Origin of the sequence: Curtobacterium flaccumfaciens, assembly GCF_018598405.1 — a bacterium.
GTDB classification, from domain to species: Bacteria; Actinomycetota; Actinomycetes; order Actinomycetales; family Microbacteriaceae; genus Curtobacterium; species Curtobacterium aurantiacum.
The window spans coordinates 1-26,172 of record NZ_JAHEWS010000034.1 but is presented as its reverse complement, the minus strand read 5'-3'; the positions used below and the strand labels follow the sequence as shown (position 1 = coordinate 26,172).

Annotated in this window: 26 protein-coding genes; 14 read left to right on the top strand and 12 right to left on the bottom strand. The window is 72.0% G+C overall.

Going from position 1 to position 26,172, the window contains the following annotated elements; genetic code table 11:
- Window positions 1-458: 458 nt before the first annotated feature.
- Window positions 459-1,622 carry an acyl-CoA dehydrogenase family protein gene (locus tag KK097_RS16450; protein ID WP_214545466.1) on the bottom strand — a complete coding sequence of 388 codons (1,164 nt, stop codon included), beginning with the start codon at window positions 1,620-1,622 and terminating at the stop codon, window positions 459-461.
- Between the two features lie 23 nt (window positions 1,623-1,645).
- On the opposite strand from KK097_RS16450, the gene KK097_RS16445 reads away from it, so the two are divergent.
- A complete protein-coding gene (locus tag KK097_RS16445; RefSeq protein WP_214529706.1) occupies window positions 1,646-2,440 on the top strand; it encodes an SGNH/GDSL hydrolase family protein in 795 nt (264 codons plus the stop codon).
- Between the two features lie 29 nt (window positions 2,441-2,469).
- Here the strand turns inward: KK097_RS16445 and KK097_RS16440 are convergent, their stop codons facing one another.
- The 4 genes from KK097_RS16440 to KK097_RS16425 are packed head-to-tail and all read right to left on the bottom strand — an operon-like array spanning window position 2,470 to window position 7,094.
- Window positions 2,470-3,816: a serine hydrolase domain-containing protein gene (locus KK097_RS16440; protein WP_250896845.1), complete on the bottom strand. Its 1,347-nt coding sequence runs from the start codon at window positions 3,814-3,816 to the stop codon at window positions 2,470-2,472.
- Window positions 3,817-3,858: 42 nt separating this feature from the next.
- Window positions 3,859-5,091, bottom strand: a complete 1,233-nt coding sequence (locus tag KK097_RS16435; RefSeq protein WP_214529708.1) for a D-alanyl-D-alanine carboxypeptidase family protein — start codon at window positions 5,089-5,091, stop codon at window positions 3,859-3,861.
- Window positions 5,092-5,116: 25 nt separating this feature from the next.
- Window positions 5,117-5,758, bottom strand: a complete 642-nt coding sequence (locus KK097_RS16430; protein WP_214545464.1) for a DUF1097 domain-containing protein — start codon at window positions 5,756-5,758, stop codon at window positions 5,117-5,119.
- Entirely contained in the window at window positions 5,751-7,094 is a 1,344-nt protein-coding gene (locus KK097_RS16425; protein ID WP_214545463.1) for an amidohydrolase family protein, read from the bottom strand. The genes KK097_RS16430 and KK097_RS16425 overlap by 8 nt, the downstream gene beginning before the upstream one ends.
- A 147-nt stretch (window positions 7,095-7,241) precedes the next feature.
- Here KK097_RS16425 and KK097_RS16420 point away from each other — a divergent pair, with 147 nt between their 5' ends.
- The 3 genes from KK097_RS16420 to KK097_RS16410 are packed head-to-tail and all read left to right on the top strand — an operon-like array spanning window position 7,242 to window position 10,623.
- The gene (locus KK097_RS16420; protein ID WP_214529711.1) at window positions 7,242-7,919 is read left to right on the top strand and encodes a FadR/GntR family transcriptional regulator; all 678 of its coding nucleotides are present in this window, start codon (window positions 7,242-7,244) and stop codon (window positions 7,917-7,919) included.
- On the top strand, window positions 7,916-9,028 hold the full coding sequence (locus KK097_RS16415) for an acetamidase/formamidase family protein (protein WP_214545462.1): 1,113 nt from the start codon (window positions 7,916-7,918) through the stop codon (window positions 9,026-9,028). Before KK097_RS16420 ends, KK097_RS16415 begins: the two co-directional genes overlap by 4 nt.
- Window positions 9,025-10,623 carry an AtzH-like domain-containing protein gene (locus KK097_RS16410; protein WP_214545461.1) on the top strand — a complete coding sequence of 533 codons (1,599 nt, stop codon included), beginning with the start codon at window positions 9,025-9,027 and terminating at the stop codon, window positions 10,621-10,623. The genes KK097_RS16415 and KK097_RS16410 overlap by 4 nt, the downstream gene beginning before the upstream one ends.
- On the opposite strand, the gene KK097_RS16405 is transcribed toward KK097_RS16410, so the two are convergent.
- The gene (locus tag KK097_RS16405) at window positions 10,620-11,438 is read right to left on the bottom strand and encodes a TrmH family RNA methyltransferase (protein WP_214529714.1); all 819 of its coding nucleotides are present in this window, start codon (window positions 11,436-11,438) and stop codon (window positions 10,620-10,622) included. The genes KK097_RS16410 and KK097_RS16405 overlap by 4 nt on opposite strands.
- A gap of 177 nt (window positions 11,439-11,615) precedes the next feature.
- Here KK097_RS16405 and KK097_RS16400 point away from each other — a divergent pair, with 177 nt between their 5' ends.
- The 3 genes from KK097_RS16400 (at window position 11,616) to KK097_RS16390 (ending at window position 14,021) form a co-directional block, all read left to right on the top strand.
- Window positions 11,616-12,470: a Sir2 family NAD-dependent protein deacetylase gene (locus KK097_RS16400; RefSeq protein ID WP_214545460.1), complete on the top strand. Its 855-nt coding sequence runs from the start codon at window positions 11,616-11,618 to the stop codon at window positions 12,468-12,470.
- A gap of 122 nt (window positions 12,471-12,592) precedes the next feature.
- The gene (locus KK097_RS16395; RefSeq protein ID WP_214529716.1) at window positions 12,593-13,231 is read left to right on the top strand and encodes a histidine phosphatase family protein; all 639 of its coding nucleotides are present in this window, start codon (window positions 12,593-12,595) and stop codon (window positions 13,229-13,231) included.
- Between the two features lie 58 nt (window positions 13,232-13,289).
- A complete protein-coding gene (locus KK097_RS16390; protein ID WP_214529717.1) occupies window positions 13,290-14,021 on the top strand; it encodes a hypothetical protein in 732 nt (243 codons plus the stop codon).
- A gap of 22 nt (window positions 14,022-14,043) precedes the next feature.
- On the opposite strand, the gene KK097_RS16385 is transcribed toward KK097_RS16390, so the two are convergent.
- Window positions 14,044-15,156 carry a glycosyltransferase family 4 protein gene (locus tag KK097_RS16385; RefSeq protein WP_214545467.1) on the bottom strand — a complete coding sequence of 371 codons (1,113 nt, stop codon included), beginning with the start codon at window positions 15,154-15,156 and terminating at the stop codon, window positions 14,044-14,046.
- A 5-nt stretch (window positions 15,157-15,161) separates the two neighbouring features.
- Complete coding sequence (locus KK097_RS16380; RefSeq protein WP_250896842.1) at window positions 15,162-16,145, bottom strand: alpha/beta fold hydrolase; 984 nt, start codon at window positions 16,143-16,145, stop codon at window positions 15,162-15,164.
- A gap of 114 nt (window positions 16,146-16,259) precedes the next feature.
- Here KK097_RS16380 and treS point away from each other — a divergent pair, with 114 nt between their 5' ends.
- Together treS and KK097_RS16370 are read left to right on the top strand one after the other, a co-directional pair.
- Entirely contained in the window at window positions 16,260-17,969 is a 1,710-nt protein-coding gene (treS, locus tag KK097_RS16375) for a maltose alpha-D-glucosyltransferase (protein WP_214545459.1), read from the top strand.
- 35 nt (window positions 17,970-18,004) lie between these two features.
- On the top strand, window positions 18,005-18,751 hold the full coding sequence (locus tag KK097_RS16370) for a 3'-5' exonuclease (protein ID WP_214529719.1): 747 nt from the start codon (window positions 18,005-18,007) through the stop codon (window positions 18,749-18,751).
- A 168-nt stretch (window positions 18,752-18,919) separates the two neighbouring features.
- On the opposite strand, the gene KK097_RS16365 is transcribed toward KK097_RS16370, so the two are convergent.
- The 3 genes from KK097_RS16365 to glgA all read right to left on the bottom strand — a co-directional run bounded on the left by KK097_RS16365 (window position 18,920) and on the right by glgA (window position 21,262).
- Window positions 18,920-19,168 carry a type B 50S ribosomal protein L31 gene (locus KK097_RS16365; RefSeq protein ID WP_214529720.1) on the bottom strand — a complete coding sequence of 83 codons (249 nt, stop codon included), beginning with the start codon at window positions 19,166-19,168 and terminating at the stop codon, window positions 18,920-18,922.
- A gap of 102 nt (window positions 19,169-19,270) precedes the next feature.
- Entirely contained in the window at window positions 19,271-20,053 is a 783-nt protein-coding gene (locus tag KK097_RS16360) for an ABC transporter ATP-binding protein (protein ID WP_214529721.1), read from the bottom strand.
- A 9-nt stretch (window positions 20,054-20,062) separates the two neighbouring features.
- A complete protein-coding gene (glgA, locus tag KK097_RS16355; protein ID WP_214529722.1) occupies window positions 20,063-21,262 on the bottom strand; it encodes a glycogen synthase in 1,200 nt (399 codons plus the stop codon).
- Between the two features lie 47 nt (window positions 21,263-21,309).
- Here glgA and KK097_RS16350 point away from each other — a divergent pair, with 47 nt between their 5' ends.
- Window positions 21,310-22,551, top strand: coding sequence for a glucose-1-phosphate adenylyltransferase (locus tag KK097_RS16350; RefSeq protein ID WP_214529723.1), 1,242 nt, complete (start codon window positions 21,310-21,312; stop codon window positions 22,549-22,551).
- A gap of 81 nt (window positions 22,552-22,632) precedes the next feature.
- Window positions 22,633-23,271: a phosphoserine phosphatase SerB gene (serB, locus tag KK097_RS16345; protein WP_214529724.1), complete on the top strand. Its 639-nt coding sequence runs from the start codon at window positions 22,633-22,635 to the stop codon at window positions 23,269-23,271.
- Between the two features lie 106 nt (window positions 23,272-23,377).
- Here the strand turns inward: serB and fabG are convergent, their stop codons facing one another.
- Window positions 23,378-24,091 (bottom strand): 3-oxoacyl-ACP reductase FabG, encoded by a 714-nt coding sequence (gene fabG, locus KK097_RS16340; RefSeq protein ID WP_214545458.1) that lies wholly within the window; start codon window positions 24,089-24,091, stop codon window positions 23,378-23,380.
- A 165-nt stretch (window positions 24,092-24,256) separates the two neighbouring features.
- Here fabG and KK097_RS16335 point away from each other — a divergent pair, with 165 nt between their 5' ends.
- From KK097_RS16335 to KK097_RS16325, 3 genes are read left to right on the top strand one after another with little or no spacing between them, the layout of a single operon-like run.
- The gene (locus KK097_RS16335) at window positions 24,257-24,679 is read left to right on the top strand and encodes a DUF3099 domain-containing protein (RefSeq protein ID WP_214529726.1); all 423 of its coding nucleotides are present in this window, start codon (window positions 24,257-24,259) and stop codon (window positions 24,677-24,679) included.
- The gene (locus KK097_RS16330; protein WP_439647662.1) at window positions 24,679-24,987 is read left to right on the top strand and encodes a hypothetical protein; all 309 of its coding nucleotides are present in this window, start codon (window positions 24,679-24,681) and stop codon (window positions 24,985-24,987) included. The genes KK097_RS16335 and KK097_RS16330 overlap by 1 nt, the downstream gene beginning before the upstream one ends.
- Window positions 24,984-25,964, top strand: coding sequence for an SURF1 family cytochrome oxidase biogenesis protein (locus tag KK097_RS16325; protein ID WP_214545457.1), 981 nt, complete (start codon window positions 24,984-24,986; stop codon window positions 25,962-25,964). Before KK097_RS16330 ends, KK097_RS16325 begins: the two co-directional genes overlap by 4 nt.
- Window positions 25,965-26,172: the final 208 nt, after the last annotated feature.

Sequence of the window (26,172 nt, the reverse complement as noted above, 5' to 3'; positions counted from 1 at the left end):
GCCTTGTGCCGCCGCACCGTGCGCCCTTCGCAACTCGGTGCCGAGTTGGCTGCACGGTGCGGCGCCACAAGGCCGCACCGAGCGGGCAAGCTCGCACCGGCCGACGGACTCCGCACCGTGCGCCGCCACGCCACGACGCCGTCGCGCCCATCGCACCGTGCGCCCTTCGCAACTCGGTGCCGAGTTGGTTGCACGGTGCGGCGCCACAAGGCCGCACCGAGCGGGCAAGCTCGCACCGGCCGACGGACTCGGCACCGTGCGCCGCCACGCCACGACGCCGTCGCGCCCATCGCACCGTGCGCCCTTCGCAACTCGGTGCCGGGTTGGTTGCACGGTGCGGCGCCACAGGGCAGCACCGAGCGGGCAAGCTCGCACCGGCCGACGAACTCCGCACCGTGCGCCGCCACGCCAACCTCGCACGAGGCGGCAGGCACCACGCGGCAGGCGGCGCGCGGCGCTCAGCCGAGCGGGCCGAGCACCGACGCGGCGATCGTCCGCGCCGCCGAGTCGCGCGACGACGGGTGGTACTGCCCCGCCCGGACGTCCCGCGCCAGCCGCGCCAGCTCGCTCGACGACCGGAACGCCGAGCCGCCGACGACGCGCACGGCCTCGTCCACGACGTGCTGCGCCGTGTCCACCGCGCGCGCTTTGGTCCCGACGAGCAGCGGGAACCAGCGGGCTCCGAGGTCGTCGAGCTCGTCGACCGACCGCGCTAGCGAGTCGACCTGCAGCGTGATCGCGTCGACCGCGCCGCGCAGGTCGGCGATCGCCCGGCGCACGTCGGGGTCCTGCGACCGCGGGGTTCCGTCGGCCGCGGTGCGACCCGCCACGGCGGTCGCCGCGAGCGCGATCGCCCGCTCCGCGATCCCGGCGTACACCGACGCGATGAGGAGCTCGAACGACGCGAAGATGCCGAACACGAGCGGGTCCTGGTTCGGCCCGACCGGCAGCGACCGGGCGATGCGGTCGGCGGGGACGTGCACGCCGTGCAGCTTCGTGGTGCGGCTCTGCGTCGCCCGCATCCCGAGCGTGTCCCAGTCGTCCAGGTGCTCGACGTCGCCGTCCGACCGCAGGACGAACCCGTGCACGAGCCGTGGCTCCGGCCCCGAGGCGTCCTTCCCGAAGACGCTCATGACGTCCCACGCCGGTGCCAGGGACGTGAAGACCTTCGTCCCGGTGAACCGGTACCCGCCGTCGCCGTCCGGCTCCGCCGTCGTCGTCGAGTCGAACAGCACGGCGTCGTTGCCGGGTTCACTCACCCCGAAGGCGAGCAGGTGGTCGTCCGCAGCGTGGTCGGTGACGGCCTGGAGGAACGACTCGCCCCGCGCAGTGACGGCGCGCGCCGCCTGCACCCACACCTGGTGCATCCCGAGGCCGAGCGCCGTCGCCGGCGCGGCCTGGGCGAGCGTCTGCTGCACCCGGGCCGTGGCGCGGAGGCCGAGTCCCGACCCGCCCCGTGACACCGGGACTCCGATCCGCAGGTACCCGGCAGCGCGGAGCTCGTCGAGGTCCTCGGCGCAGAACGCGTTCGCGGCGTCGTACCCGGGGGCGCGCTCGGCGATGCGGTCGAGCAGCTCGTCGGGCACCGACCAGCCGACGGCATCCGTGTTGGCCTTCGTCATGCCACGAGACTAGGGTCCGGGTCGTGTCAGATCGTCATCCGTGGACCAGGTACGTCGCGATCGGTGACTCGTTCACCGAGGGGATCGGCGACCCCGACCCCACCGTCCCGGGCGGCAACCGCGGCTGGGCGGACCGTGTGGCCGAGGTGCTCGCGCACCAGACCGACGACTTCGCCTACGCGAACCTCGCGATCCGCGGTCGGCTGCTGCAGCAGATCATCGACGAGCAGGTGGAGGCCGCCATCGCCCTGCACCCTGATCTCATCACGGTGTCCGCCGGCGGCAACGACATCATCCGCCCCGGCTCGGACCCGGACGAGCTCGCCGAGCGCGTCGACCGCATGGTGGCCGACCTGCGGCGCGACGGTGCGACCGTCGTGCTGTTCACCGGCCCGGACGTCGGGATGACCCCGGTGCTCGGCATGGTCCGCGGCAAGACGGCGATCTACAACGAGAACCTGCACGCCATCGCCCTGAAGCACGGCGCCCTGGTGGCGAACACGTGGGCACTCCGCGTGCTCCGGGACCCGCGGATGTGGGCCCCCGACCGGCTGCACCACTCCCCGATGGGCCACGCGACGATCGCCGCCGCGGTGCTCGACACCCTCGGGGTGCCGCACGGGCTCGAACCGTTCAACCCGGACCCCCTCGAGGCACGACCGTGGCGCGAGGCCCGCGCCGAGGACCTCGGCTGGGCGAAGGAGTACCTGGTGCCGTGGGTCGTCCGGCGCATCAAGCACACCTCCTCCGGCGACGGGGTGTCCGCCAAGCGGCCCGAGCTGCAGATCGTCACCGAGCACCCCTCCGACACCCCGTAGACGCGGCGCGGGCCGCAGGGCCGCGGCTCTCAGTCGGCGGGGCGCCGCAGCGTGAGCGGTCCGTCGTGCAGCGGCTCGGTCTGCCAGCTCGTCGTCGTCGATCCCGTCGCGGGGTCGATCCGGACGTGCGCCAGGTGCGGGGTCTGGACGAACCGCACGCCGACGCGGACCGTCCCGTCGTCCGCGACGGCACCGCTCGCGGCGAGCGGCCCCTCGACCGCCCACTCGCCCTGCCCGACGGGCACCGACAGCGTGCCGCCGTCGACGTGGAGCGTGAGCCGCCACCCGTCGCCGTCGCCGTCGCCGTCGCGCGCCAGCGGACCGACGTCGGCGAGGCCCTGCAGCGGGCCACCGACCACGGCGGGCAGTCCCAGGGAGCCGAGCCGCGCCTCCAGGGCGGTGTCCGATCCCGCGTCGGACGGGCGGTCGACGGCGGGCAGTAGGTGCTCCCAGACCGCGTCGAGGACCGCCTGCATGTCGAGGCTCTGTCCGGTCATCGCGAGCACGACGTCCTGCTCCGGCAGCACGACGCAGAACTGACCGTAGGCGCCGTCGCCGCGGAAACCGTGGCGGGCCATCCAGAACTGGAAGCCGTACCCCTGCGACCAGTCCGGGTTGCCCTCGTCCGGGTTGGCGACCTGCGTGCTCGTGGCCTGTTCGACCCAGTCGGCGTCGAGGATCCGCTCGCCGTCCCAGACGCCGCCCTGCAGGTACAGCTGGCCGAGCTTGGCGACCGCGTCGGTCGGCGCGTAGCACCCGCTGTAGCCGAGCTCCGCGCCGGTGTCGTCGCGCCGCCAGGCGAGGTCGTCGATGCCGAGCGGGTCGAGCAGGTGCGGGCGGAGCCACGCGACGAGGGACCCGCCGGTCACCCGCCGGACGATCTCGGCGAGGGTGTACGTGCACGGCTGGTTGTAGGCGAAGACCGTGCCGGGCTCCTCGTCCGGCGGGAGCAGCAGGAACCCCCGCACCGTGTTCGTCGGGTCGAGGGCCTCGGCGCGGTCGATCGTCTCCTCGCGGTGGCCGCTCGCCATCGCGAGCAGGTGCCGGACGCGGATGCGGCGGCTGCGTCCGTCGGTGACGTCGGCGTCGAGCTCCGGGAAGTACGACAGCACGGTCGCGTCGAGGTCGATCAGGCCCGCCCGGACGGCGATGCCGACCCCGGCGGCGGTGAAGCTCTTGCTCAGCGAGTAGAGCAGGTGCACGCGGTCCGCGGCGTAGGGCTGCCACCAGCCCTCGGCCGCGACCTGGCCGTGCCGCAGCAGCATGATGCTGTGCGGCTCCACGGCGGGCGTCGACTCGAGGGCGTCGAGCAGGGCGGTCACACCACCGGGATCGATGCCCAGGGCGGCGGGGGTGGTCCGGGGGAACGTCGTCATCGTCGTCACCCGACCGACTCTACGGTCGGCGGACGACGGACGTCACGCCCCCTGGAACGGGTTCGTCCAGCGCCACCAGACGCCGGGGTCGTCGATCGTGCGTTCGAGCACGAGCGGCACCGTGACCGGGTCGTGGTCGGAGATCCGGAACCGCACCTGCCCGACCCGCTCGCCCTTCGTGCCGAAGGTCACCTGCTCGAGCGTCGCCTTCGCGGTGACCGTGGTCTTCCCCCACACCAGGACCTCGGCGGCCTTCGTCGTGACCGCGTCGGCCTCGTCCTGCCACGGGGTCGAGAAGGTGCCGAAGGTCTGCCCCTGGTGGGCGAGTGTGACCACCTGGAAGTTGTCCGCCACGGACCGCAGCAGCCGCTGCACGTCGACGTCGAGCGAGTCGTGGTCGACCCCGCCGAGCATCACGCCGACGACGGTGACGTCCTTCCCGCCGCGCTCGTACGTCGCCGCGAACAGCAGGCAGGCGCCGGCCTCGTCGAGGGTGCCGGTCTTGATCCCCTCGATGCCGTCGAGTCCGAGGAGCTTGTTCGAGTTCTCGATCTCGCCGACCGTCGGGATCGTGACGTCCTGGGTACCGACGATGTCCTTCACCACCGGGTTCGCGAGCGCGAGCTGTCCGAGCTCGACGAGGTCGGTGGCCGTCGAGGTGTTGTCCGGATCGAGGCCGGTCGGCTCGTGGATCGTGGTGTCGTCCAGGCCGTGCTCGTCGAGCCAGTCGTTCGCCGCGTGCTCGTACGCCGCGATCGACCCGAAGGCCCAGATGGCGAGCGCGCCGGCGTAGTTGTTCGCCGACTTCATGAGCATCACCTGGAACGTCTGGTGCTCGGTGAGCTTCAGCCCGGCCGGCATCGGCGCGACCTCGCCGTTCTGCGCCGCGTACTTGGCGTACAGGCCCTCCATCTGCTTCGTGAAGCGGATCGACGGGCCGGACTCCCCCGCGGCCATCGGCTTCTCGTCGAGCACCACGAGCGCCGTGACGACCTTCGTGATGCTCGCGATCGACCGGGGCTCCGTGTCGCCGCTGGTGCGCAGGCTCTCCGGGAAGTCGGTGGCCTCGACTGCCGTCGCGCCGTACCCCGGGAAGCTCAGCGCGGGGACGGTCGTCTCCGGCGCCGAGTAGGTGGTGGTGCTGGCGTTCGCCGGACCGAAGGGCACGACGGCCGCGGCGACGAGGTACCCGGCCACCAGGACGAGGACGGCGACCACCGAGATCGTCACCGGCCTCCGGACGGCGGAACGGGGGCGGCGGACGACTCGTGACACGAGGCCCGAGCGTACCGGTCCGCTCCTAGGCCGAGGCTGCGACGGGCTGGTCGGGCTGCCGTTCCGGAGCAGGAGCCGGGGCCGCTGCGCCGCCGGCGTCGGTCGCGACGACCGGGTCGGCCGTTTCGACCGGGTCGGCCGTTTCGACCGGGTCGGCCGTCTCGGGTCGCGCGAAGGTCAGGCGACGGGACAGGTACGCGAACACCGGCCCGAGCGCGTTCATCAGCACGACCGACACCCAGGCGGCCCAGGCGTTCCCCGGGTCGAACCCGAAGCCGCCGAAGCAGGTCGCGAAGAACGAGGCGAACCCGAGGAACATCCCGGGGACGAGCCCGAACAGCTTCGTGCGACCGGTGTACATCAGGGCGCAGTTCACGACGAGGATGAGCAGCGCCAGCACGGTGTCCTGCGCCGCCTGCCCCTCGCCGAACAGCGTGCCGAACCGCTGGTCGAGCAGGACGATGACCAGGCCGAACGCCGAGCCGATCGGCATCGCGGCCCACAGGCGCGTGGCGTTCCGCAGCGTCGGCTTGCTGCCGAGCAGGAACATCCCCGCCCAGCTGATGAAGATCGCCCAGGTCGGCAGGTGCAGGGCATTGCCCCCGATGAACGCCGTGGCACCGGCCAGGACGGAGGCGACGATCTCGTGCGGGATCCGTTCACGCATGGCTGAGTTCCTTCGATCGGTTCGTGGTGCGGCTGGTGGTGAGACGGACGGTCCGGGTGGTCTCGGCGACGACCCGGCCGCGCTTGACGACGAGGGCGCGGTCCGGCCGGTCGAGCAGGACGCCGTCCGGGTCGGTGGTGGAGAGCACCACGAGGTCGGCGGCGGCGCCGGGCCGGATGCCGTGGGTGTCCGCGACGCCGACGACCTCGGCCGCCCCGGTGGTCGCCATGGCGAGCACCCGTCGCAGGTCGTCCGGGCCGGACAGGTGCCCGGTCTGCGCCAGGAGCAGCCCGACGTCGAGCAGGTCGGCGTTGCCGAACGGGGTGAAGGCGTTCCGGACGTTGTTCGACGCGTAGGCGCTCGTGACCCCGGCGTCCCAGAGTTCGCGGACCGGGACGACCCCGCGCCGAACGTCGTGGTCGTCGGACCGGCCGCCGAGGTGCAGGTCGGTCGCGGGCAGCGGCACGACGGCGACCCCGGCGGCCGCCAGGCGGTCGAACAGCGCCCGGCGCTCGCCGCGGGGCAGGCTCGCGACCGAGGTCACGTGACCGAGCGCCACCCGCCCCTGCAGCCCGCGGGCGGTCACACGGTCGGCGATGTGCCCGGCGAGGGCGTACCGCGGGTCGGAGGTGTCGTCGGCGAAGTCGGCGTGCAGGTCGGCCGGCACCCCGAACTCCTCGGCGAGGTCGAGGACGGTCTCGACGTGCTCGTGGCACGCGGCCAGGGTGTGCTCGTTGTAGGTGCAGCCCCCGATGACGTCCGCTCCCGCGGCGAGCGCCTGACGGAGCAGCGCGAGGGTGCCCGGCGCCTTGGCGATGCCCTCCTGGGGGAACGCGACGATCTGCAGGTCGAGGGCGTCCCGGTACTCGTCGCGCAGGTCGAGCAGCACCTCGACGCCGGTGAGCCCGACGATCGGGTCGACGTCGGGGTGTGCGCGGACGAGCGTGGTGCCGTTCGTGATGGCCTGGTCGAGCAGGGTGCGGGCCCGGTCGCGGACGGTGGCGTGGGTGAAGCCGCGCTTGAGCTCCCCCGTGACGGCGATGGCACCGGCGAGGGTGCCGTCGGGGTTCGGGCGTTCCCGGTCGAGCAGGGCCTTGTCGACGTGCAGGTGTGCCTCGATGAGCCCGGGGATGAGCACACGTCCGGCGCAGTCGACCACGCGGCTGGAAGCAACAACGGTGCCGGTGCCGGTGCCGGTGCCGGTGCCGGTGACGGTGCCGTGCGCCGAGCCCGGACCGGGCAGCGCGTCGGCCACGCTGACGATCACGCCGTCGGCGATGGTGACGTCGACGGATCGACCGTCGGTCAGCCGTGCGTTGGTGAGGACCAGGTCCACGTCGAACCCCTCTTCCGGTCGGTGCGGATGGGACGTGCTCCACCATTCGCCCGCCGTGTTTCGGGTTCCGACGCCGCGTGTGACGGCCGTGTAAAAGATGGTCGTACCAATGAACCAAGCAGACCAACCGGCCCTACGGTCGAGGGCATGCACCGTGGACGGACCCTGAGCGCGGCGACCGCCGCCCACCTCGGCACGCTCGTGCTCGACGACCTGCAGCCCGGCGACAAGCTGCCGCCCGAACGCACGCTCGCCGAGGACCTCGCCGTGTCCCGCACGACCATCCGCGAGGCGCTGCAGGAGCTCGAGCGCCGTCGCCTGGTCTCCCGGACCCCTGGTCGTGGCACCGTCGTGCTGCCGCGGCCGGAGGAAGCGTCCGCCCTGCTCGACCACCACCGGGACGACCTGGACCACCGGGCCGAGCACGTCGCCGAGTTCCGGACCGTCGTGGAGCCGCAGGTCGCCGGACTCGCCGCGGCGCGGGCGGGCGAGGCCGACCTGCTCACCCTGGAACGCATCCTCGCCGCGACGCACGCTGGCCTGAGCCCGGAGGAGTCGCTCGCCCAGGACGTCGCCTTCCACGTGCAGGTCGCCCGCACCTCGGGCAACCCCCTGCTCGTCTCCCTGTGCGAGCTCAGCAGCGGTTGGGTGCAGGACGTCCGTGCCCGCTCGCACAGCACCAGCGAGGGGCGTCGGTCGTCGTTCGAGTGGCACGAGCGGATCCTCGAACGGATCCGGGAGCACGACGTCGAGGGCGCGACGCGGGCGATGGCCGACCACCTCGCCGACGTGGCCCACCTGGTCGAACGGAGGACGGACCGATGACCACCGCATACGAGACCACCGCCCCCGCGGTGGCGACCCTGCAGCCCGGCGCCGGACCCGTCCGCGGCGACCACGCCCTGCCCGTCGACCCGGAGACCGCCCTGTGGGGCCGACTGCCGAGCGACGGCGACATCCCGGCCCTGACGATCGCCCCCGGCGAGTCGGTCACCATCGACACCGTCAGCCACGAGGGGATCCTCCCCGACCAGGGCAGCGACCCCGTGGCGTGGTTCGGCGACCACGGCGTCGCTCCGGAACACGTCCTCGCCGACGCCGTCGCGATCGCCCGCTCCGGCCACCGCGACCCCGCGTCGGACGGACCGCACGTGGTGTCCGGGCCGATCGCGGTGCGTGGTGCCCGTCCCGGTGACGTGCTGACGATGACGATCCTCGAGACCCTGCCCCGGGTGCACTACGGCGTCGTGTCGAACCGGCACGGACGCGGCGCCCTGCACGGCGAGTTCCCGGTCGACGGCACGACGGTGAGCGTCTTCGCCGACGTCGTGGACACCGACCAGGGCCGGCGGGGCCGCATCCCGCTCACCGCCGCCGGCGACCGCTTCGCACACTTCCCCCTCGCCCCGTTCCTCGGGATCATGGGCGTCGCCACCCCCGGGGAGCGACTGCACTCCGTCCCGCCCGGTCGCCACGGCGGCAACATCGACGTCAACCTGCTGCAGGCCGGCGCACAGCTGCACCTGCCGGTGCTCGTCCCGGGCGCGCTCGCCCACGTCGGCGACCCGCACTTCGCCCAGGGCGACGGCGAGGTTGCGCTCACCGCGATGGAGGCCTCGCTCCGCGCCACGATCCGCTTCGACCTGACCCCGGCCGCCGAGGCCACCGCGCGCTTCGGGGACCTGGTCTGGCCCGTCGCCGAGACGCAGGAGTTCCTCGTGCCCACCGGCATGGACCCCGACCTCGACGAGGCCGTCCGGCAGTGCGTCCGGCACGCCGTCGCGATCCTCGGCGCGCGCTGGGGCATGGAACGCCACCTGGCGTACGCGTACCTGTCCGCCGCGACCGACTTCAACATCTCGCAGGTGGTGGACCTGGTCACCGGTGTCCATGCCCGCATCCGCAAGGCCGACTTCGAGGAGCCCGCCCGATGACCACGCCCCCAGCGTCGGCCGCGCCCGACGCCGTGCCCGAAGGCCTGCTCGAGGCCCTCGACGCCTACGAGACCGCCCTGCTGGCGAACGACCTCAACGCCCTCGACGCCGCCTTCGTCGACTCCCCCGGCACGATGCGCGGCGGCGACCGCGGCCTGCTCGTCGGGCACGACGCGATCAGCGCGTTCCGCGGGGCACGGGGTGGGGTCGCGACCCGGTCGCTGACGCACGTCGAGGTCCGCCCCCTGACCGAGGACCGCGCCCTCGTCGTGTCGGTGTCCCGGTTCGCCGCGGGTGGGCAGGGCCTCCAGACCCAGCTCTGGCGCCGCGACGGCGACACCGGCTGGCGCATCGAAGCGGCCCACGTCACGGGCCGTCCGAAGGCCGTCGACACCACCGTCTGGCGGGCCGTCGGCGATCCGCTCGTCGCCCCCACCGCCGCAGGGCCGCTCGACGGCCTGAGCGTCGCCGTCAAGGACCTCTACGCCGTCCCCGGCCAGCCGATCGGTGCCGGCAACCCGACCCACCTGCGCGAGGCACCGGTCGAGGCCGCGCCCGCCGCAGCGGTCGCCGCGCTCCTCGCCGCCGGCGCATCGATCCGCGGGATCGCGCGCACCGACGAGTTCGCCTACAACCTGACGGGCCGGAACGCGCACCACGGCACGCCGCCGAACAGCGCGGCTCCCACCCGACTGCCTGGAGGCTCGTCCAGCGGCTCCGCATCGGCCGTCGGCCTCGGGACGGCCGAGATCGGGATCGGCACGGACACGGCGGGATCGGTGCGGGTCCCGGCCTCGTACCAGGGACTCTGGGGCCTCCGGACGACCCACGGCACCGTGTCCCGCGACGGGCTGCTCCCCCTGGCGCCGTCGTTCGACACCGTCGGCTGGCTCACCCGGACCGCCGAGGTCCTGCTCGCTGCCCTCGACGCCACCGTCCCGCCGCCCGGGCCGGGAGCGGCGGTCGACACGACCGTGCTCGTCGTCCCCGAGGAACTGGTCGCGCTCGTCGAACCGGACGTCGCCCGGGCCTTCACCACGTTCCTCGACACGCTCGGCGAACCCGTCGCCACCGTCCGGCTGACCGACCTCGGCGTCCCCGCGCCCGCAGTGTTGCAGGAGCAGATGCGACTCGTGCAGGCGGCCGAGGCCCTCGCTGCCCACGGCGACTGGATCGACGCCCACCCGGGTGCCCTGAGCGCCGTCGTGGGTGACCGCTTCGCGGCGGCCCGAGCGAACGACCCCGCCGCGACCGCCGACGCCGTGGCACGCCTCGACGAGGTGCGTGCGACGATCCGCGGTGCCCTCGCTGGTCAGACCCTGCTGTTCCCGACCGTGCCGGGACCCGCACCGCTGCTCCGGGCCGACGCCCCGGCGCTCGAGCGCACCCGGACCGCCACCACGGCGATGACGGCGCTCGCGAGCATCGGCGGCCTGCCCGCGGTGAGCGCACCGGCGCTGACCGTGGACGGCGCGCCCGTCGGCGTCTGCCTGGTCGGCGGGCCGGCCACCGACCGTGCCCTGGTGATCCGTGCCGGACAGATGCTGTCGGACCAGGCCGCCCCGGGCCTCCCGAGGGTCTCGGTGGTGCGCTAGGAGGCGAGCCGCCGGGCGTGGGTGACCGCCCACAGGCCAACGGCGCTCGCCGCGGCGACGTTGAGCGAGTCGACGCCGTGCGCCATCGGGATCCGGACGGTCGTGTCGGCCGAGGCGATCGCGGCCGGTGTCAGCCCCTGTCCCTCGGTGCCCATCACGAGCGCGACCTTGTCGGGCAGGTCCGCCACGAAGGCGTCGAGGTCGATCGAGTCGTCGGTCAGCGCCATCGCGGCGAGGTGGAAGCCCTGCTCGCGGAGTTCCTCGCCCGCCGCGGGCCAGTCGCCGATGCGGGTCCACGGCACCTGCAGCACCGTGCCCATGCTCACCCGGACGCTGCGGCGGTAGAGCGGGTCCGCACAGCGCGGACTGACGAGCACGGCGTCGGCACCGAGGCCGGCGACGCTCCGGAACACGGCGCCGACGTTCGTGTGGTCGACGATGTCCTCGAGCACGACGACGACTTTCGCGTCCCGCACCACGTCGGCGACGCTCGGCAGCTCGGGGCGCTGCATCGCGGCGATCGCCCCGCGGTGCATGCGGAAGCCGGTGAGTTCCTCGAGCAGGGCGTCGGCACCGACGAACACGGGGCCGTCGTGGTCAGCGACCAGGGGCAGGACGCTGTCGAGCCACTTCTCCTGCACCAGGATGCTCCGCGGCACGTGCCCGGCGCGGACAGCACGCTCGATGACCGTGTTCGACTCGGCGATGTACAGGCCACCCTCGGGCTCGGAGACGCGGCGGAGCGCCACGTCGGTGAGCCGGGCGAAGTCGTCGAGGCGCGGGTCGTCGAGGGAGTCGATGCGGACGGGGTGCACGGGGCTCGTTTCGGTGTGGTGCGGGTGGTGGCTGGCCGGTTCGGCCGGTGCGCGGCGGCACGGCCGGCTCGGCGGCACGGCCGGTTCGGCCGGTTCGGCCGGTTCGGCCGGTTCGGCCGGTTCGGCCGGTTCGGGAAGTGCCCGGGGCGGTCGGGTGTTGAGGGTACCGTGAACAGGATGCTGGATGATGCTGCGACCTCGACCGCCGACGACCTCGACCGCGTCGTCGAGGTGCTCGCGGGCAAGCGCATCGCCGTGCTCTCCGGAGCCGGTCTGAGCACCGACTCCGGCATCCCGGACTACCGCGGCGCCGGTCGCGTGGTGCGGAAGCCGATGACCTTCCAGGAGTTCCTGGCCGACCCCGCCAAGCGCCAGCGCTACTGGGCCGGATCGCACCTGGGTTGGCGGAGCTTCGCAGCGGCCGTGCCGAACGACGGGCACCGGGCGCTCGCCGCCCTCGAGGACGCCGGGATCGTCGCCGGCGTCATCACGCAGAACGTCGACGGCCTGCACCTGCGCGCCGGGTCCCGCCGGGTCGTGGAGATCCACGGGTCGATGGACCGCGCGGTCTGTCTGACCTGCGGACAGGTCTTCTCCCGCTCCGACCTCGCCGCCACCATCGACCGGGCGAACCCCTGGATCGACGAGCCCGGATCGGTGCAGCTCCAGCCCGACGGCGACGTCGAGATCACCGACGTCGAACGGTTCGTCGTGCCGGCGTGCTCGGTGTGCGGCGGCGACCTCAAGCCCGACGTCGTGTTCTTCGGCGAGTTCGTGCCGGCCGAGAAGTTCCGTGAGGCGGTGTCGATCGTGGCGGATGCCGATGCGCTGCTCGTGGTGGGGTCGTCCCTCACCGTGAACTCCGGCGTGCGCCTGGTCGACCACGCCGCCCGGCGCAAGAACCCCGTCGTCATCGTGAACCGTGGCGAGACCCGGAGCGACCGTCGCGCGGCCGTGAAGATCGACGCCGGCACCACCGAGACGCTCGTGCACCTGGCGGAGCGACTCAGCGCGGTGGCATCCGCCGACTAGCCGGTCGCATCGGCTGGACGGGCGCGCGGGTCGCGTCGGACTGGCGCGCGGGTCGTGTCGGACGGGCGCGCGGGTCACGTCCGCCGGACGGGCGCGCGGGGCGCGTCTGCGAAGATCGTCAGGTGACGACCCTCCTGTACCTCGTCCGCCACGGCGAGACCGACTGGAACGCGCAGCGCCGCATCCAGGGTTCCACCGACATCCCGCTCAACGACACCGGACGACGGCAGGCCGCCGAGGCCGCCGAACTCCTGGCGCGAAGACACTTCGACGCCGTCGTCGCGTCGCCGCTCTCGCGCGCGGCCGAGACGGGGGCGATCATCGCCGATCGTCTGGGGCTCGACGTGCCGACGACGTACCCGGGGCTCGCCGAGCGCTCCTACGGCGAGGCCGAGGGGCTCACCGACGACGAGGTGTCGGCGCGCTACCCGCACGACGACATCCCCGGTCGCGAATCCCGCTCCGCCCTGCTCGCCCGCGTCACCGAGACGCTCGGCGAGATCGCGGTGCGCTTCGACGCGGGCGTCGTCGTGGTCGCGACACACGGTGCCGTGATCCGCAGTGTCGTGAACGCCGCAGCGCCGGGCACCGCCGACCGCCGCCACACCCCGATCCGGAACGGCTCGATCCACTCGTTCCGCTGGGACCCGGAACGCTTCCACGCCGAACTCGTCCGGTTCGACGACCCGATCGACGACGTCTCCGAGGTCACCGGTGGTTCGGCCTTCGAGTACCAGAACCCGCTCGAACGCCGGGCCTGACCAGGGACTAGGCTCCGACGGACCCGACCAGCCCGCACACGCGTGTGAGGGGAGCGACATGTCCGACGACGGAACCGACCGGTACGGTCGGCGTGCCCCGGAGCAGCAGGCAGACGACCTGGACCGCGTGTTCGGACCGGAGACGGCGAGCGTCCCGACCCGGCTCCGCACCCGGACGTGGTTCGTGATCGGTGCCAGCACCCTGGCCGTCGCCGCGGTCATCGCCGTCGTGCTCGGTTCGATCATCGGGAGCGTCCAGAACGGCATCGGCGGGGTCTTCCCCAACCCGGACGTCGCGCTCGACCGGTTCGACGACCGGGTCGCCGACCTGCCCGGGGTCCTCGGGGTACGGCACCACGCCGCATCGAAGACCGCGTTCGCGAGCTACGACGCCGTCGCCACCGTCCGCGCCGAGCCGACGCTCGACCGCGGCGCCCGTCGTGACCTGGTCGCGGCGATCAGCCGCGCAGCCGACGAGGCCGGTGGCAACGGAGTCCGGGTCGTCGCCATCGCCGACCTCGGCAACCTCGAGGTGGGCGTCACCGGGGCCGGCGCCGTCGCGGCGAAGCGCCTGGCACTGGCTGACGCCCTCGACCGCATCGGCGGGGTCACCGAGGTCCGCTGCTCGTGGGAGCGCGGCGGCGACGCATCGGACGACGACGGTGACCAGGCGGTCGTCGCGCGGACGCCGGGACGGGGCGCCGCGGTGCCGCCCATCGTCGCGCGGGTGACCGAGGAGACGCAGAAGGTGTTCCCGGGCGCCGACGTGCAGGTGCTCGCGCCCGAGTAGGCGAGCGGCCGCGGCACCGCGCCTACGCCTGACGGTCCGCCAGGCTGCGGCGGCGGCCCCGCGCCCGGGCCCGCCGGTCCGCCACGGCCCGCTCGACGGCCCGGACGACCTGCTCCGCCGAGTCCTGCCACCGGAACCGCGCGGCACGCTCGAGCGACTGCCGCGAAGCCTCGTCCCACCGCTCCTCGACCCGCCGCACGGCAGCGGCGACGGCGGACGGCGAGTCCGGGTCGAAGTACTCCGCAGCGGAGCCGCCGATCTCCCGGAAGATGGGGATGTCGCTCACCACGACGGGCGTCCCGACCCCCATCGCCTCGACCAGCGGGATGCCGAACCCCTCGTCGTACGACGCCGTCGCCAACGCCGTGGCCGAACGGAGCACCGACAGGTACTCGTCGTCGGTGGCCCCGTCGTGGAACACGATCGTCCCGGCGGGTGCGAGTCCCTCGAGCCGAGCCCGGTCGGCGTCGGACACCCGCGACATGCAGTGCAGCGTCCAGTCCGCACCGAGCAGCGGCAGCGCTGCCGCCAGGGTCTCGACGTTCTTGTACGGCATGAAGGAGCCCATGTAGACGAGGGAGCGTTCGCGCCGCCCGCCGGACACCCGCGGCGACGCCGGGTCCGCAGCGTTGTGGGCGACCGTCACCGGACGCTTCGTGAGCCGGTGCTCGGCGATCAGCCCGGCGGTCGTCTCCGACACGGTCACGACCGCGTCGGCACCGTTCAGCAGGAACCGCTGTGGCACCCACGACAGGTGGAACGCCCGCCAGCCGAGTCGCAGCGGCCACGAGAAGTCCCGCGGGGGCGTGCGGTTGCGGTAGTAGATCAGGTCGTGCAGCGTCAGGACGAGGGCGTACCCGCGCCCCCGCGAGCCCATCGTCTGCATCGGCGAGAACACCGCGTCGAGCCCCAGACGGTTGACGCGCCGGGCGACGAGGGGCTCCCCCGCGTCCGTCGGCGCGGGCAGCAGCTCCCACGGCAGCCCACGCGGCAGCGACTCGAGCTGGCGCTCGTCACTGACGAGCAGCACGTACTCGTGCCGGTCCGGCAGGTGCGCCGCGACCCCGGCGGTGAACCGGCTGATGCCGTCGTGCCGGCCGATCCGGACGTACCGGCAGTCGATGCCGATGCGCAGGCGCGTCACGACGCGTCCGCCTTCCGGGAGGCCCGCCCCGCCCCGGACGACCGGCTCCCGCTGGCAGCCACGCCGCGTCCAGGGCGTCCGGCACGTCCGGGGGTGTCTGCCATCCGGCGGAGCACCGCCGCCGCGGCCGACGCCGGCGTCTCGTAGTGGACGAGGTGTCCGACGCCCGGGATCACGACGAGCTCGGCGTCGCGCAGCCGCTCGGCCAGCGCGCGCTGCTCGGGGACCGCGGTGATGTCGTCGTGCTCGGCCGCGATGAGCAGCACCGGCACGCCGATGCGGTCGGCGTACTCGGACACGTCGTGGGTGACGGACGTCCGGAAGGCCTCGAGCACGCTCGTCCGGTTCGCGAAGGCCGAGAAGTAGCGGTCGTGCTGGTCGTGCACCCACCGTCGCATCGCGGGGTCGTTCGACTTGAGCATCGCGATGCTCATCGCCCGGACGATCGCGGCGTTCCGCAGGATCCCGAGCCCGATCGGCTTCGGCAGCACAGCGCCGGCGCGGTAGTACCCGATGGCGATCGCGGTGCCGACGGCGCGCGGACCCTGCAGGGCCGGGGCGGCGATCGGGTTGACCAGCACGAGCAGCCGGGTGTCGAGTCCGGCGGCGACGGTGGCCGACACCACGATCGACCCGAACGAGTGGCCGAGCACGACCGTGTCGCGCCCGAGCCCGAGCGCGGCGTGGAAGCCGGTGAGCCAGGCCACGTACGCGTCGATGTCGGACACCGGCAGCGGATCGGACACGCCGAAGCCGGGCAGGTCCGGCACGATCACCCGGACGCCCTCGAGGTGCGCGGCGATCGTCTCGAGCCCGTGGTGGTCGCCGCGGAACCCGTGCACCGCGAGGACCGTGCGATCCGAGTCCTCAGGCCCGTAGACCCAGTAGTGGGTGGTCCGGCCGTCGACCTGGACGGCCCGGTGCACGACCGGGGTTGCGGCCATCAGCGACTGGTACGGGGAGAGCACGGGCGGTTGCATCCGCGCCAGTCTAGGGAGCCAACCGCACGAAAACCCGGACACCCGCAGCATCTCGCGCCTATCGTGTCCGGGGCGGGCCGTCGACCGGTCCGTGGACCTTCGACGAGGAGCACGGTGACCTTCACAGCCCCGATCCAGCTGCCCGGCCTGACGCTCGACCCGCAGTGGTACAAGCGCTCGGTCTTCTACGAGTGCATGATCCGGTCGTTCGTCGACTCCAACGGAGACGGCATCGGGGACATCCAGGGCGTCATCGGCAAGCTCGACTACCTCCAGTGGCTCGGTGTGGACGCCCTGTGGCTCCCGCCGTTCTTCCAGTCACCGATGCGCGACGGCGGCTACGACATCGCCGACTACCGCGCGATCCTGCCCGAGTTCGGCACGCTCGACGACTTCCGCGAGCTCGTCACGAAGTCGCACGAGCGGAACATGCGCATCGTGATCGACATGGTGATCAACCACACCAGCGACCAGCACGAGTGGTTCCAGCAGTCCCGCGAGGACCCGGACGGCCCCTACGGCGACTTCTACGTGTGGCGGGACACCGACGAGGACTACTCGAACATCCGCATCATCTTCGTCGACACCGAGGAGTCCAACTGGACCTTCGACCCGGTCCGGCGCCAGTTCTTCTTCCACCGGTTCTTCTCGCACCAGCCCGACCTGAACTTCGAGAACCCCGCCGTCATCGAGGCGATCTACGACGTCGTCCGGCACTGGCTCGACATGGGCGTGGACGGGCTCCGGCTCGACGCGATCCCGTACCTGTTCGAGTCGGAAGAGGGCAACGGCGAGGGCGAGCCGGAGACCCACGAGTTCATCAAGAAGCTCCGCGCGATGGTCGACGACGAGTACCCCGGCCGCGTGCTCCTGGCCGAGGCCAACCAGTGGCCGCGCGAAACGGCGGCGTTCTTCGGCACCGACGAGGAGCCCGAGTGCCACATGGCGTTCGACTTCCCGGTGATGCCCCGCATCTTCTACTCGCTCCGTGCCCAGCACGCCGCCGAGCTCAAGGCGATCCTGTCCGAGACCCTCGACGTTCCGGCCAGCGCGGCGTGGGGCGTCTTCCTGCGCAACCACGACGAGCTCACGCTCGAGATGGTGAGCGAGGAGTACCGCCAGGCGATGTACGGCTGGTACGGATACGACCCGCGGATGCGCTCGAACATCGGTATCCGCCGACGCCTCGCTCCCCTGCTCGACAACTCGCGCGCCGAGCTCGAGCTCATCCACGCGCTGCTGTTCTCGCTGCCGGGCTCGCCGTTCCTGTACTACGGCGACGAGATCGGGATGGGCGACAACATCTGGCTGCCGGACCGCGACTCGTCGCGCACGCCGATGCAGTGGACGCCGGACCGGAACGCGGGCTTCTCCACCGCCGACCCGGGCAAGCTCTACCTGCCGGTCGTCCAGTCGCTCGTCTACAACTACGCGCAGGTCAACGTCGAGGCGCAGCTGGCCCAGTCGCGCTCGCTGCTGCACTGGGTCCGCAACGTCATCCACACGCGCAAGGCGCACCCGGTGTTCGGGCTCGGCACGCTGCACGTGCAGGAGACCTCGAACGACTCCGTGCTCGCCTTCGTCCGCTCGTGGGAGGGTTCCGGCCAACAGTTCGGCCCCTCCGCCGAGGACGTCCTGTGCGTGTTCTCGTTCGCGACGAACCCGACCTCGGTCACGGTGTCCGCTCCGGAGTTCGCGGGGCGGCCGCTGTACGACCTGTTCGGCGGCGGCTCGTTCCCGTCGTTCGACGAGGACGGCAACGTCACACTCACCATGGGCACGCAGTCGTTCTACTGGCTGCACGTCGGCGCGCCGACCCGGTAGTCGGGGGTGTCGGTGCGTCCCGTTAGCCTGACCGCGTGACGTTCCCCACAGCACAGCTCGACGCGCCCGCTCCGTCCCAGGACCTCACGGGCCGCCCCTGGTGGCACGCTCTGGGGGTCTTCGACCTCGAGACCACCGGGGTCGACGTCGAGACGGCCCGCATCGTCACGGCCCACGTCGGCCTCATCGACATGACCGGGGCCTCCATCGTCGAGGGCGCGTGGATCGCCGACCCCGGTGTCCCGATCCCCGAGGGCGCAGCGGCGGTGCACGGGTACACCACCGAGCGAGCCCAGGCCGAAGGGCGTCCTGCGGCCGAGGTCGTGGCCGAGATCATCGCCGCGATCGAGGCCGTGTTCGCCCGCGGCATCCCCCTGGTGATCTACAACGCCCCGTACGACCTCACCGTGCTCGACCGCGAAGCCAAGCGACACGGGTTCGCCTCACCCGTCATCGGCAACGTCGTGGACCCTCTGGTGATCGACAAGGCGCTCGACACGTTCCGCAAGGGCAAGCGCACGCTCGAGGCAGCGTCCGAGCTGTACGGGGTCACCCTCGACGACGCGCACGACGCCGGTGCCGACGCGATCGCTGCCGGGCGTGTCGCTCAGGCCATCGCCGGCAAGTACCCCGACGAGCTCGGCATCTCCGCCGAAGAGCTGCACCGCAAGCAGGTCGGCTGGTGTGCCGAGCAGGCCACCTCGTTCCAGGACTACATGCGCAAGAAGCGCGACCCCTCGTTCATCGCCGACGGCCGCTGGCCCCACCGCAACGGCGCCTGACCCCTCGCGCTGCCCGTCTTCGCAAGACACCGGTATTCGCGCGTTGAACACCCGCAGACCGCGGTTCGACGCACGGACACCGGTGTCTTGCGGTCAGGACGCTGGCTGCACAACGCGAACGGGCGGCCCTCCCGAAGGAGGACCGCCCGTTCCGTGCTGCGGGGCTGCTTACTTGCTGAAGCCCTTGAAGCGCTGGTTGAACTTCTCGACGCGACCGGCCGAGTCGAGGATGCGCTGCTTGCCCGTGTAGAACGGGTGCGAAGCGGACGAGATCTCGACGTCGATGACCGGGTAGGTCGCACCGTCGAGCTCGATGGTCTTGTTGCTGTTCGCGGTCGAACGCGTCAGGAACGTCTCACCGGAAGCCAGGTCGCGGAAGACGATGGCGCGGTACTCGGGGTGGGTGTCGGTCTTCATGGAGATTCCTCGATAGCGGTGGTGGGATTGCGCGAACTGCGCGGGAAGTCGTCGGCTTGCGCCAGCCGTCCACGATACCAGAGAGACGGCGGGATCGCAGCGCTACGCGGCGCGTGCCGTGTAGCGACCGGCGTCCTTGGTGACCGAGAGGTCGATGCCGAACGCCTCGGTCAGGGTCTGGTCGGTGAGGACCTCGTCGATCGGACCGGCGGCCTGCACGTGGCCGTCGGCGAGGACGAGCGCGTGCGTGAACCCGGCCGGGATCTCCTCGACGTGGTGGGTCACGATGACGATGGCCGGTGAGTCCGCGCTCTGGGCGTACCCGCCGAGCGTGCGGACCAGGCTCTCGCGGGCGCCGAGGTCGAGGGACGCGGCCGGTTCGTCGAGGAACAGGATCTCGGGGTCGGTCATCACGGCACGGGCGATCTGGACGCGCTTCTGCTCGCCGTCGCTCAGCTCGCCGAACGTGCGGTCGGTGAAGGACCCCAGGCCCCACTCCTCGAGCACGCGCTGCGCGCGGCGGACGTCGAGCTCCTCGTACTCCTCGTTCCAGCGACCCGTGACCGAGTACGCCGCGGTGAGCACGACGTCGATGACCTTCTCGGTCACCGGGATGCGCCGCGCCAGGGCGGTCGACGCGAAGCCGATGCGCGGACGGAGCTCGAACAGGTCGGCGCCACCGAGCTCGGTGCCGAGCACCTCGACGTCACCCGAGGTCGGGAACGTCTGGGCACCGGCGACCTGCAGCAGCGTGGTCTTGCCCGCACCGTTCGCACCGAGCACGACCCAGCGTTCGTCGTCCTGCACCTCCCACGAGATCGCGTCGAGGATGGTGGCCCCGTTGCGGACCACGGAGACGTCTGACAAGCGCACGACCGAGGGCATGCGACCAGCCTACGGGTTCTGGCCGAGCACCTGGTCGTAGACGTGCCGTGTCCTGGTGGCGATCGCATCCCAGGTGAACTCGGTCTCGACACGGAGCCGCCCGGCACGCCCCATGAGCTTCGCGAGACCCTCGTCGGCGAGCACCTCGGTGAGGGTCGCGGCGAGGTCGGCCACGAAGCGGTCGGGGTCGGTCGGCGTGCCGGTGCCGTCCTGCACCTGGTCGATCGGGACGATCCGACCGGTGAGGCCGTCGGCGACGACCTCGGGGATGCCACCGGTGCCGGTGCCGACGACGGGGATGCCGCACGCCATGGCCTCGAGGTTCACGATGCCGAGCGGCTCGTACACCGACGGGCACACGAACACGGTGCCCGAGGACAGCACGTTCACGATCTCCTCGTGCGCGAGCATCCGGTCGATCCAGACGACGCCCTCGCGTTCCGCGCGGAGTCCCTCGACGAGCTCGGTGACCTCGGCCAGTATCTCGGGGGTGTCCGGCGCGCCGGCGCACAGCACGATCTGCACGTCCGACGGCAGCGACGCCACCGCGCGGAGCAGGTACGGCAGGCCCTTCTGCCGGGTGATGCGTCCGACGAACACGACGCTCGGGCGCGTCGGGTCGATGCCGAGGGCGCGCACGGCGTCCTCGTCGACGGTCGGCTTCCACGCGTCGATGTCGATGCCGTTGTAGACCACGTGCACCTTCGCCGGGTCGATCGACGGGTACGAGCGCAGGATGTCCGCGCGCATGGCCTTGGAGACCGCGATGACCCCGTCGGCGTGTTCGAACGCCTCGCGCTCCATCCAGCTGGACAGGCGGTAGCCGCCGCCGAGCTGTTCGGCCTTCCACGGGCGCAGGGGCTCGAGGCTGTGGGCGGTGACGATGTGGGGGATGCCGTAGGTCAGCTGCGCGATCCGGCCCGCGGAGTTCGCGTACCAGGTGTGCGAGTGCACGAGGTCGGCACCTTCGACGTCGGCCGCGATGGCCACGTCGGTGCCGAGCGCCTGCAGCGCGCCGTTCGCCTGGCCGAGGCCGTCCGGGGTCCGGTAGCCCCACACGTCGGGTTCGTCACGGAAGGCCCCGAAGGCCCGGACACGGACTTCCGTGTCCGTCCCCGACCGCAACGCGGCGGTGAGTTCGGACACGTGGACACCCGCTCCGCCGTAGACCTCCGGCGGATACTCCCTGGTCAGCAGATCGACTCGCACTGGTTCAACGTAACCGGTTCCCAGTGCTGACGCCTACTGTGAGCGGCATGGCACCAAAGAAGGTCTTCGGCATCGTGCTCGCCGGCGGCGAAGGCAAACGACTCATGCCGCTCACGGCCGACCGCGCGAAGCCCGCCGTCCCGTTCGGCGGCAACTTCCGTCTCATCGACTTCGCACTGTCGAACCTGGTCAACTCCGGTCTGCAGAAGATCGTCGTCCTGACGCAGTACAAGTCGCACAGTCTCGACCGGCACGTCGCGGAGACGTGGCGCATGGAGGGGCTGCTCGGCTCCTACGTCGCGTCCGTCCCCGCGCAGCAGCGGCTCGGCAAGCGCTGGTTCGCCGGTTCGGCCGACGCGATCCTGCAGTCGCTCAACCTGCTCCGCGACGAACGCCCCGACATCGTGGTCGTCGTCGGCGCGGACCACGTGTACCGGATGGACTTCCACCAGATGGTCGAGGCGCACATCGCCTCCGGCCGCAGCGCCACGGTGGCGGCGATCCGCCAGCCGATCGGACTCGCCGACCAGTTCGGCGTGATCCAGGTGGCCGAGGACGACCCGACCAAGATCGACGCGTTCCTCGAGAAGCCGAAGGACGCCATCGGCCTGGCCGACTCCCCCGGCGAGATCCTGGCCTCGATGGGCAACTACGTGTTCAACGCCGACGCCCTCGTCGACGCGGTCCTGCGGGACGGCCAGCTCGAGACCTCGGCCCACGACATGGGCGGCGACATCGTGCCGGACTTCGTGAACCGCGGCGACGCCGGCGTGTACGACCTGCAGCGCAACGAGGTCCCCGGCTCCACCGACCGCGACAAGTACTACTGGCGCGACGTGGGGACGATCGACTCGTTCTTCGACGCCCACATGGACCTCATCGCCCCGGTCCCGGTCTTCAACCTGTACAACCAGGACTGGCCGATCTTCAACCAGCAGACGAACCTGCCGCCGGCGAAGTTCGTCCGCGACGCGAGCGGCAACACCGGTTCCACGGTGGACTCACTCGTCTCACTCGGCTGCCTGGTGTCGGGTGCGCAGGTCGAGCGCAGCATGATCGGGCCCTGGTGCTCGATCGACTCCGGTGCCAAGGTCCTCGACTCGATCGTGTTCGAGCGTGCCACCATCGGCGCCGGGGCGATCGTCAACCGCGCCATCCTCGACAAGGACGTCGTCCTCGCACCGGGTGCGCAGGTCGGCGTCGACCGCGAGGCCGACGAGGCGCGCGGCTTCACCGTCACCGAGTCCGGCATCACCGTGGTGGGCAAGGGCGTCCGCGTCGACGCGTAGCGTCGACAGCCGGGAACACACTGGAGGCACGGCTCGCGTCACGGACGCGGCCGTGCCACCATCAATCGGTACCGTTGGTACGTGCCCCGCTTCCTCGTCGTCCTCGATGCTGATTCCACCCTCCTCGAGGACGAGGTGATCGAGCTGCTCGCCGACAGCGCCGGGACCCGGCCACAGGTCGCGGCGATCACGGAGCGCGCCATGCGTGGGGAGCTCGACTTCGCCGAGAGCCTCCGGGAGCGTGTCGCGACCCTGGCGGGCCTCCAGACCGACGTCTTCGTGCGCGCGCAGCAGGCGGTCCGTGTGACGCGGGGCGCCGACCAGCTCGTCCGCGGCGTGCACGCCGCCGGCGGCACCGTCGGTGTCGTGTCCGGCGGGTTCCACGAGGTGCTCGACCCGTTCGCCGCGCGACTCGGCCTGGACCACTGCCGGGCGAACCGCCTCGAGGTCACCGACGGCGTGCTGACCGGTCGGGTGCTCGGCGACGTCGTCGACGCACACGCGAAGGCCGTCGCGCTCCGCGAGTGGGCGGCTGCCGACGGGGTCGACCCGTCGCGCACCGTCGCGATCGGCGACGGTGCCAACGACCTCGAGATGATGCGCGTCGCCGCCCTGTCGGTGGCGTTCGACGCGAAGCCACGTGTGCGGGAGCAGGCGGACGTCGCGGTCGTCGACCGTGACCTCTCCGCTGTCCTAGCGACGCTCGGCCTGCGCGGCTGACGGCTCCGAGCGTCCGACGCGCCGGTTCTTCGCGCTCAGCGACACCTCACGCGCACGAAGGCCCGTGAGGTGTCGCTGGGCGCGGAACGACGTCGGCGAGCGTCGCCTAGTGCCCCATCCCGAGGCCGCCGTCGACGGGGATGATCGCGCCGGAGACGTACCCGGCGCCGTCGCTCGCCAGGAACAGCGTCGCGTCGGCGACGTCGTCCACCGTCCCGTAGCGGGCGGCCGGGATCGCCTTCTTGAACTCGGCCTGCAGCTCGTCGGAGAGCGCGGCGGTCATGTCGGTCTGGATGAAGCCGGGGGCGACGACGTTCGCGGTGATGCCGCGCGAACCGAGCTCACGGGTGATCGACCGGGCCATGCCGACGAGGGCGGCCTTCGACGAGGCGTAGTTGACCTGCCCGATCTGGCCGTAGGCGCCGACGACGCTCGACATCAGCACGATGCGGCCGAACTTCGCCTTCATCATGCCCTTCGTCGCCCGCTTCACGACGCGGAAGGTGCCGGTGAGGTTCGTGTCGACGACGCTGGTGAAGTCGTCCTCGGACATGCGGAGGAGCAGCTGGTCGTTCGTGATTCCGGCGTTGGCGACGAGCACCTCGATCGGTCCGAACTCGGCCTCGACCCGGGTGAACGCCGCGTCGACGGAGGCCGTGTCGGTGATGTCGGCCTGCACCGTCAGCGCACCCTCTGGCCCGCCCTGCCCGCTGCGCGACGTCACGGCGACCCGGTGGCCGGCTGCGACGAACCGCTCGGCCAAGGCGTGGCCGATGCCGCGGTTGCCGCCGGTGATGAGGACGGTACGGGGGGTGCTCATGGTCGCTCCGTTCGGTGGGATCTGCTCGGCGCGCCGTGCCGGAGGTCCGGCTGACACGCCCGGACGAGCGTACCGGAGCAGTCCACCCCGCCGGTTCGCGCGCGGCGGACCCACGATCGGCCACGCGGGATTAGGCTTGACCACGGGTAGACGGAGACCATCTGTATGAAGAGCACGCACACGAGCATCACCTCGCTGCCGGATTCACCGGAGCAGGACCGGGCGCACCGCCTGTCCCGCTACGTGTGGCAGATGGCGATCCGGGTGGTCCTGTTCATCTCTGCCGTGCTCGTCTACTCCATCTGGCACTCGTGGCTCGCGGTCATCCCGATCGTGCTCGCCGCGGTGATCCCGTGGGTCGCCGTCGTCATCGCGAACGCCGGCAGCCGTACCGAGAGCGACATGATCTCCCCCGCCGGATCGATCGAGCTCTACGACGCCGTCGACCCGCGTCTCCGCGAACAGCAGGAGGACGCCCGAGCCCAGGCCTACCGCGACGAGCAGGACCGCCTCCGCCAGCAGGCGCAGCACGCGCAGGACGAGTGGCAGCGCAACGGCGACCGATCGAAGATGTGGGGACCCCGCTGATGGGTGCGACGTTCGACCTGCAGACCGAACCCGGGTCCACCCCGGTGTGCTCACGGGCCGGTTGTACCTCGACGGCCGGCTGGCGCGTGAACTGGCGCAACCCCCGGATCCACGCGATCGACCGCGTGAAGATCTGGGCGGCGTGCGAGGAGCACCGCGACTTCCTGGCCGACTACCTGCGATCCCGATCCTTCCCCGTGCGCGTCACGGGCATGCACGAGGACGTGGACCGCCTCGACGACGAGCGCGACCCGACCGCGACGCCGAAGAACGACGTCGGGGTGCGCTCCACCGGCACCTCGCGATGACCGAGGGCTTCGACCCGCAGTCGCGCTACGGCCGCAAGCACGCCGCCAAGCTGCAGCGCGCCGCTGGTTCCGGCCCGGCTGACGACTCCGGGTCGGGCGAGTCCGGTCGCCACGCGAACCAGCCCTTCGTCGGCTGGCGGTTCGTCCGCAGCCGTCGCTGGCTCGGCTACTTCGCGATCGCCGTGGCCTTCGCCATCGTGTGCGCGTTGTTCGGCATGTGGCAGTGGGACCGCCGGAACGAGGCCGTCCGGCAGAACGAGCAGGTCGCCCAGAACTACGACCACACCCCGGTCCCGCTCGACCAGGCGCTGCCGAAGGCGTCGAGCTGGCAGGACGAGCAGGAGTGGCTCCGGGTGTCCGTGACCGGCCGGTACGACGTCGACTCCCAGTTGCTCGTCCGCAACCGCGTGCACAACGGCCAGCCCGGGTTCGAGGTCCTGACGCCGCTGGTGACGCCGGAGGGGCGCGCCTTCGTCGTCGACCGCGGATGGGTGCCGACCGGCAACACGCAGGACGCCCCCGACCACGTGCCCGCTCCCCCGTCCGGCGAGGTCACCGCGATCGTCCGACTGCAGGAGAGCGAACCGCGCATCCCCGGCCGCTCGGACCCGAAGGACACCGACCAGGTGCAGTCGGTCACCCTGGCCGACGTCGCGGACAAGGTCGACGACCCGATCTGGACGGGTGCCTACGGTCAACTCGCGTCGGAGTCCCCCGCCCCGACGGAGGCACGCCCGCTCGGCTGGGAGCGTCCGAACGCCGACACCGGCCTGCACATGAGCTACTTCGTCCAGTGGTTCCTGTTCGCCGCCGGGGGCTTCGGGTTCCTGGCGTACGTGATGGTGCAGGAGTACCGGAACCTCAACCAGGACGACCCGGAGGAACGCGAGCGCGCCCTGGAGCGCGAACGCCGCAAGAACGCGAAGCCGAAGACCGACGCCGAGATCGAGGACGAGCTGATCGCGTCGCGTCGCTGACGCGCGGCCGAGTGTGCGCGTCAGCGCACCGTGCGCACCTCGCAACCCCGTGCGCGCTTCCGCGCACCGTGCCGCGCTACAAGCGCGCACACAGCACGCAACACCGCACCAGACCGCAAACCCGGCACCGTGCGGACGGGAGGCACGGCGCACGACCGGCACCGCGCCTCCCGTCCGCACCGTGCGCACCTCGCAACCCCGTGCGCGC

Coding starts and splice junctions, on each gene's coding strand:
- KK097_RS16410 (WP_214545461.1), top strand. CDS start 9,025: ATGACCACGCCCCCAGCGTCGGCCGCGCCCGACGCCGTGCCCGAAGGC.
- KK097_RS16360 (WP_214529721.1), bottom strand. CDS start 20,053: ATGCCCTCGGTCGTGCGCTTGTCAGACGTCTCCGTGGTCCGCAACGGG.
- KK097_RS16330 (WP_439647662.1), top strand. CDS start 24,679: ATGGGTGCGACGTTCGACCTGCAGACCGAACCCGGGTCCACCCCGGTG.
- KK097_RS16400 (WP_214545460.1), top strand. CDS start 11,616: ATGCTGGATGATGCTGCGACCTCGACCGCCGACGACCTCGACCGCGTC.
- fabG (WP_214545458.1), bottom strand. CDS start 24,091: ATGAGCACCCCCCGTACCGTCCTCATCACCGGCGGCAACCGCGGCATC.
- KK097_RS16440 (WP_250896845.1), bottom strand. CDS start 3,816: ATGACGACGTTCCCCCGGACCACCCCCGCCGCCCTGGGCATCGATCCC.
- KK097_RS16420 (WP_214529711.1), top strand. CDS start 7,242: ATGCACCGTGGACGGACCCTGAGCGCGGCGACCGCCGCCCACCTCGGC.
- KK097_RS16380 (WP_250896842.1), bottom strand. CDS start 16,145: ATGCAACCGCCCGTGCTCTCCCCGTACCAGTCGCTGATGGCCGCAACC.
- KK097_RS16365 (WP_214529720.1), bottom strand. CDS start 19,168: ATGAAGACCGACACCCACCCCGAGTACCGCGCCATCGTCTTCCGCGAC.
- KK097_RS16430 (WP_214545464.1), bottom strand. CDS start 5,758: ATGCGTGAACGGATCCCGCACGAGATCGTCGCCTCCGTCCTGGCCGGT.
- KK097_RS16450 (WP_214545466.1), bottom strand. CDS start 1,622: ATGACGAAGGCCAACACGGATGCCGTCGGCTGGTCGGTGCCCGACGAG.
- KK097_RS16335 (WP_214529726.1), top strand. CDS start 24,257: ATGAAGAGCACGCACACGAGCATCACCTCGCTGCCGGATTCACCGGAG.
- KK097_RS16350 (WP_214529723.1), top strand. CDS start 21,310: ATGGCACCAAAGAAGGTCTTCGGCATCGTGCTCGCCGGCGGCGAAGGC.
- KK097_RS16390 (WP_214529717.1), top strand. CDS start 13,290: ATGTCCGACGACGGAACCGACCGGTACGGTCGGCGTGCCCCGGAGCAG.
- KK097_RS16415 (WP_214545462.1), top strand. CDS start 7,916: ATGACCACCGCATACGAGACCACCGCCCCCGCGGTGGCGACCCTGCAG.
- KK097_RS16325 (WP_214545457.1), top strand. CDS start 24,984: ATGACCGAGGGCTTCGACCCGCAGTCGCGCTACGGCCGCAAGCACGCC.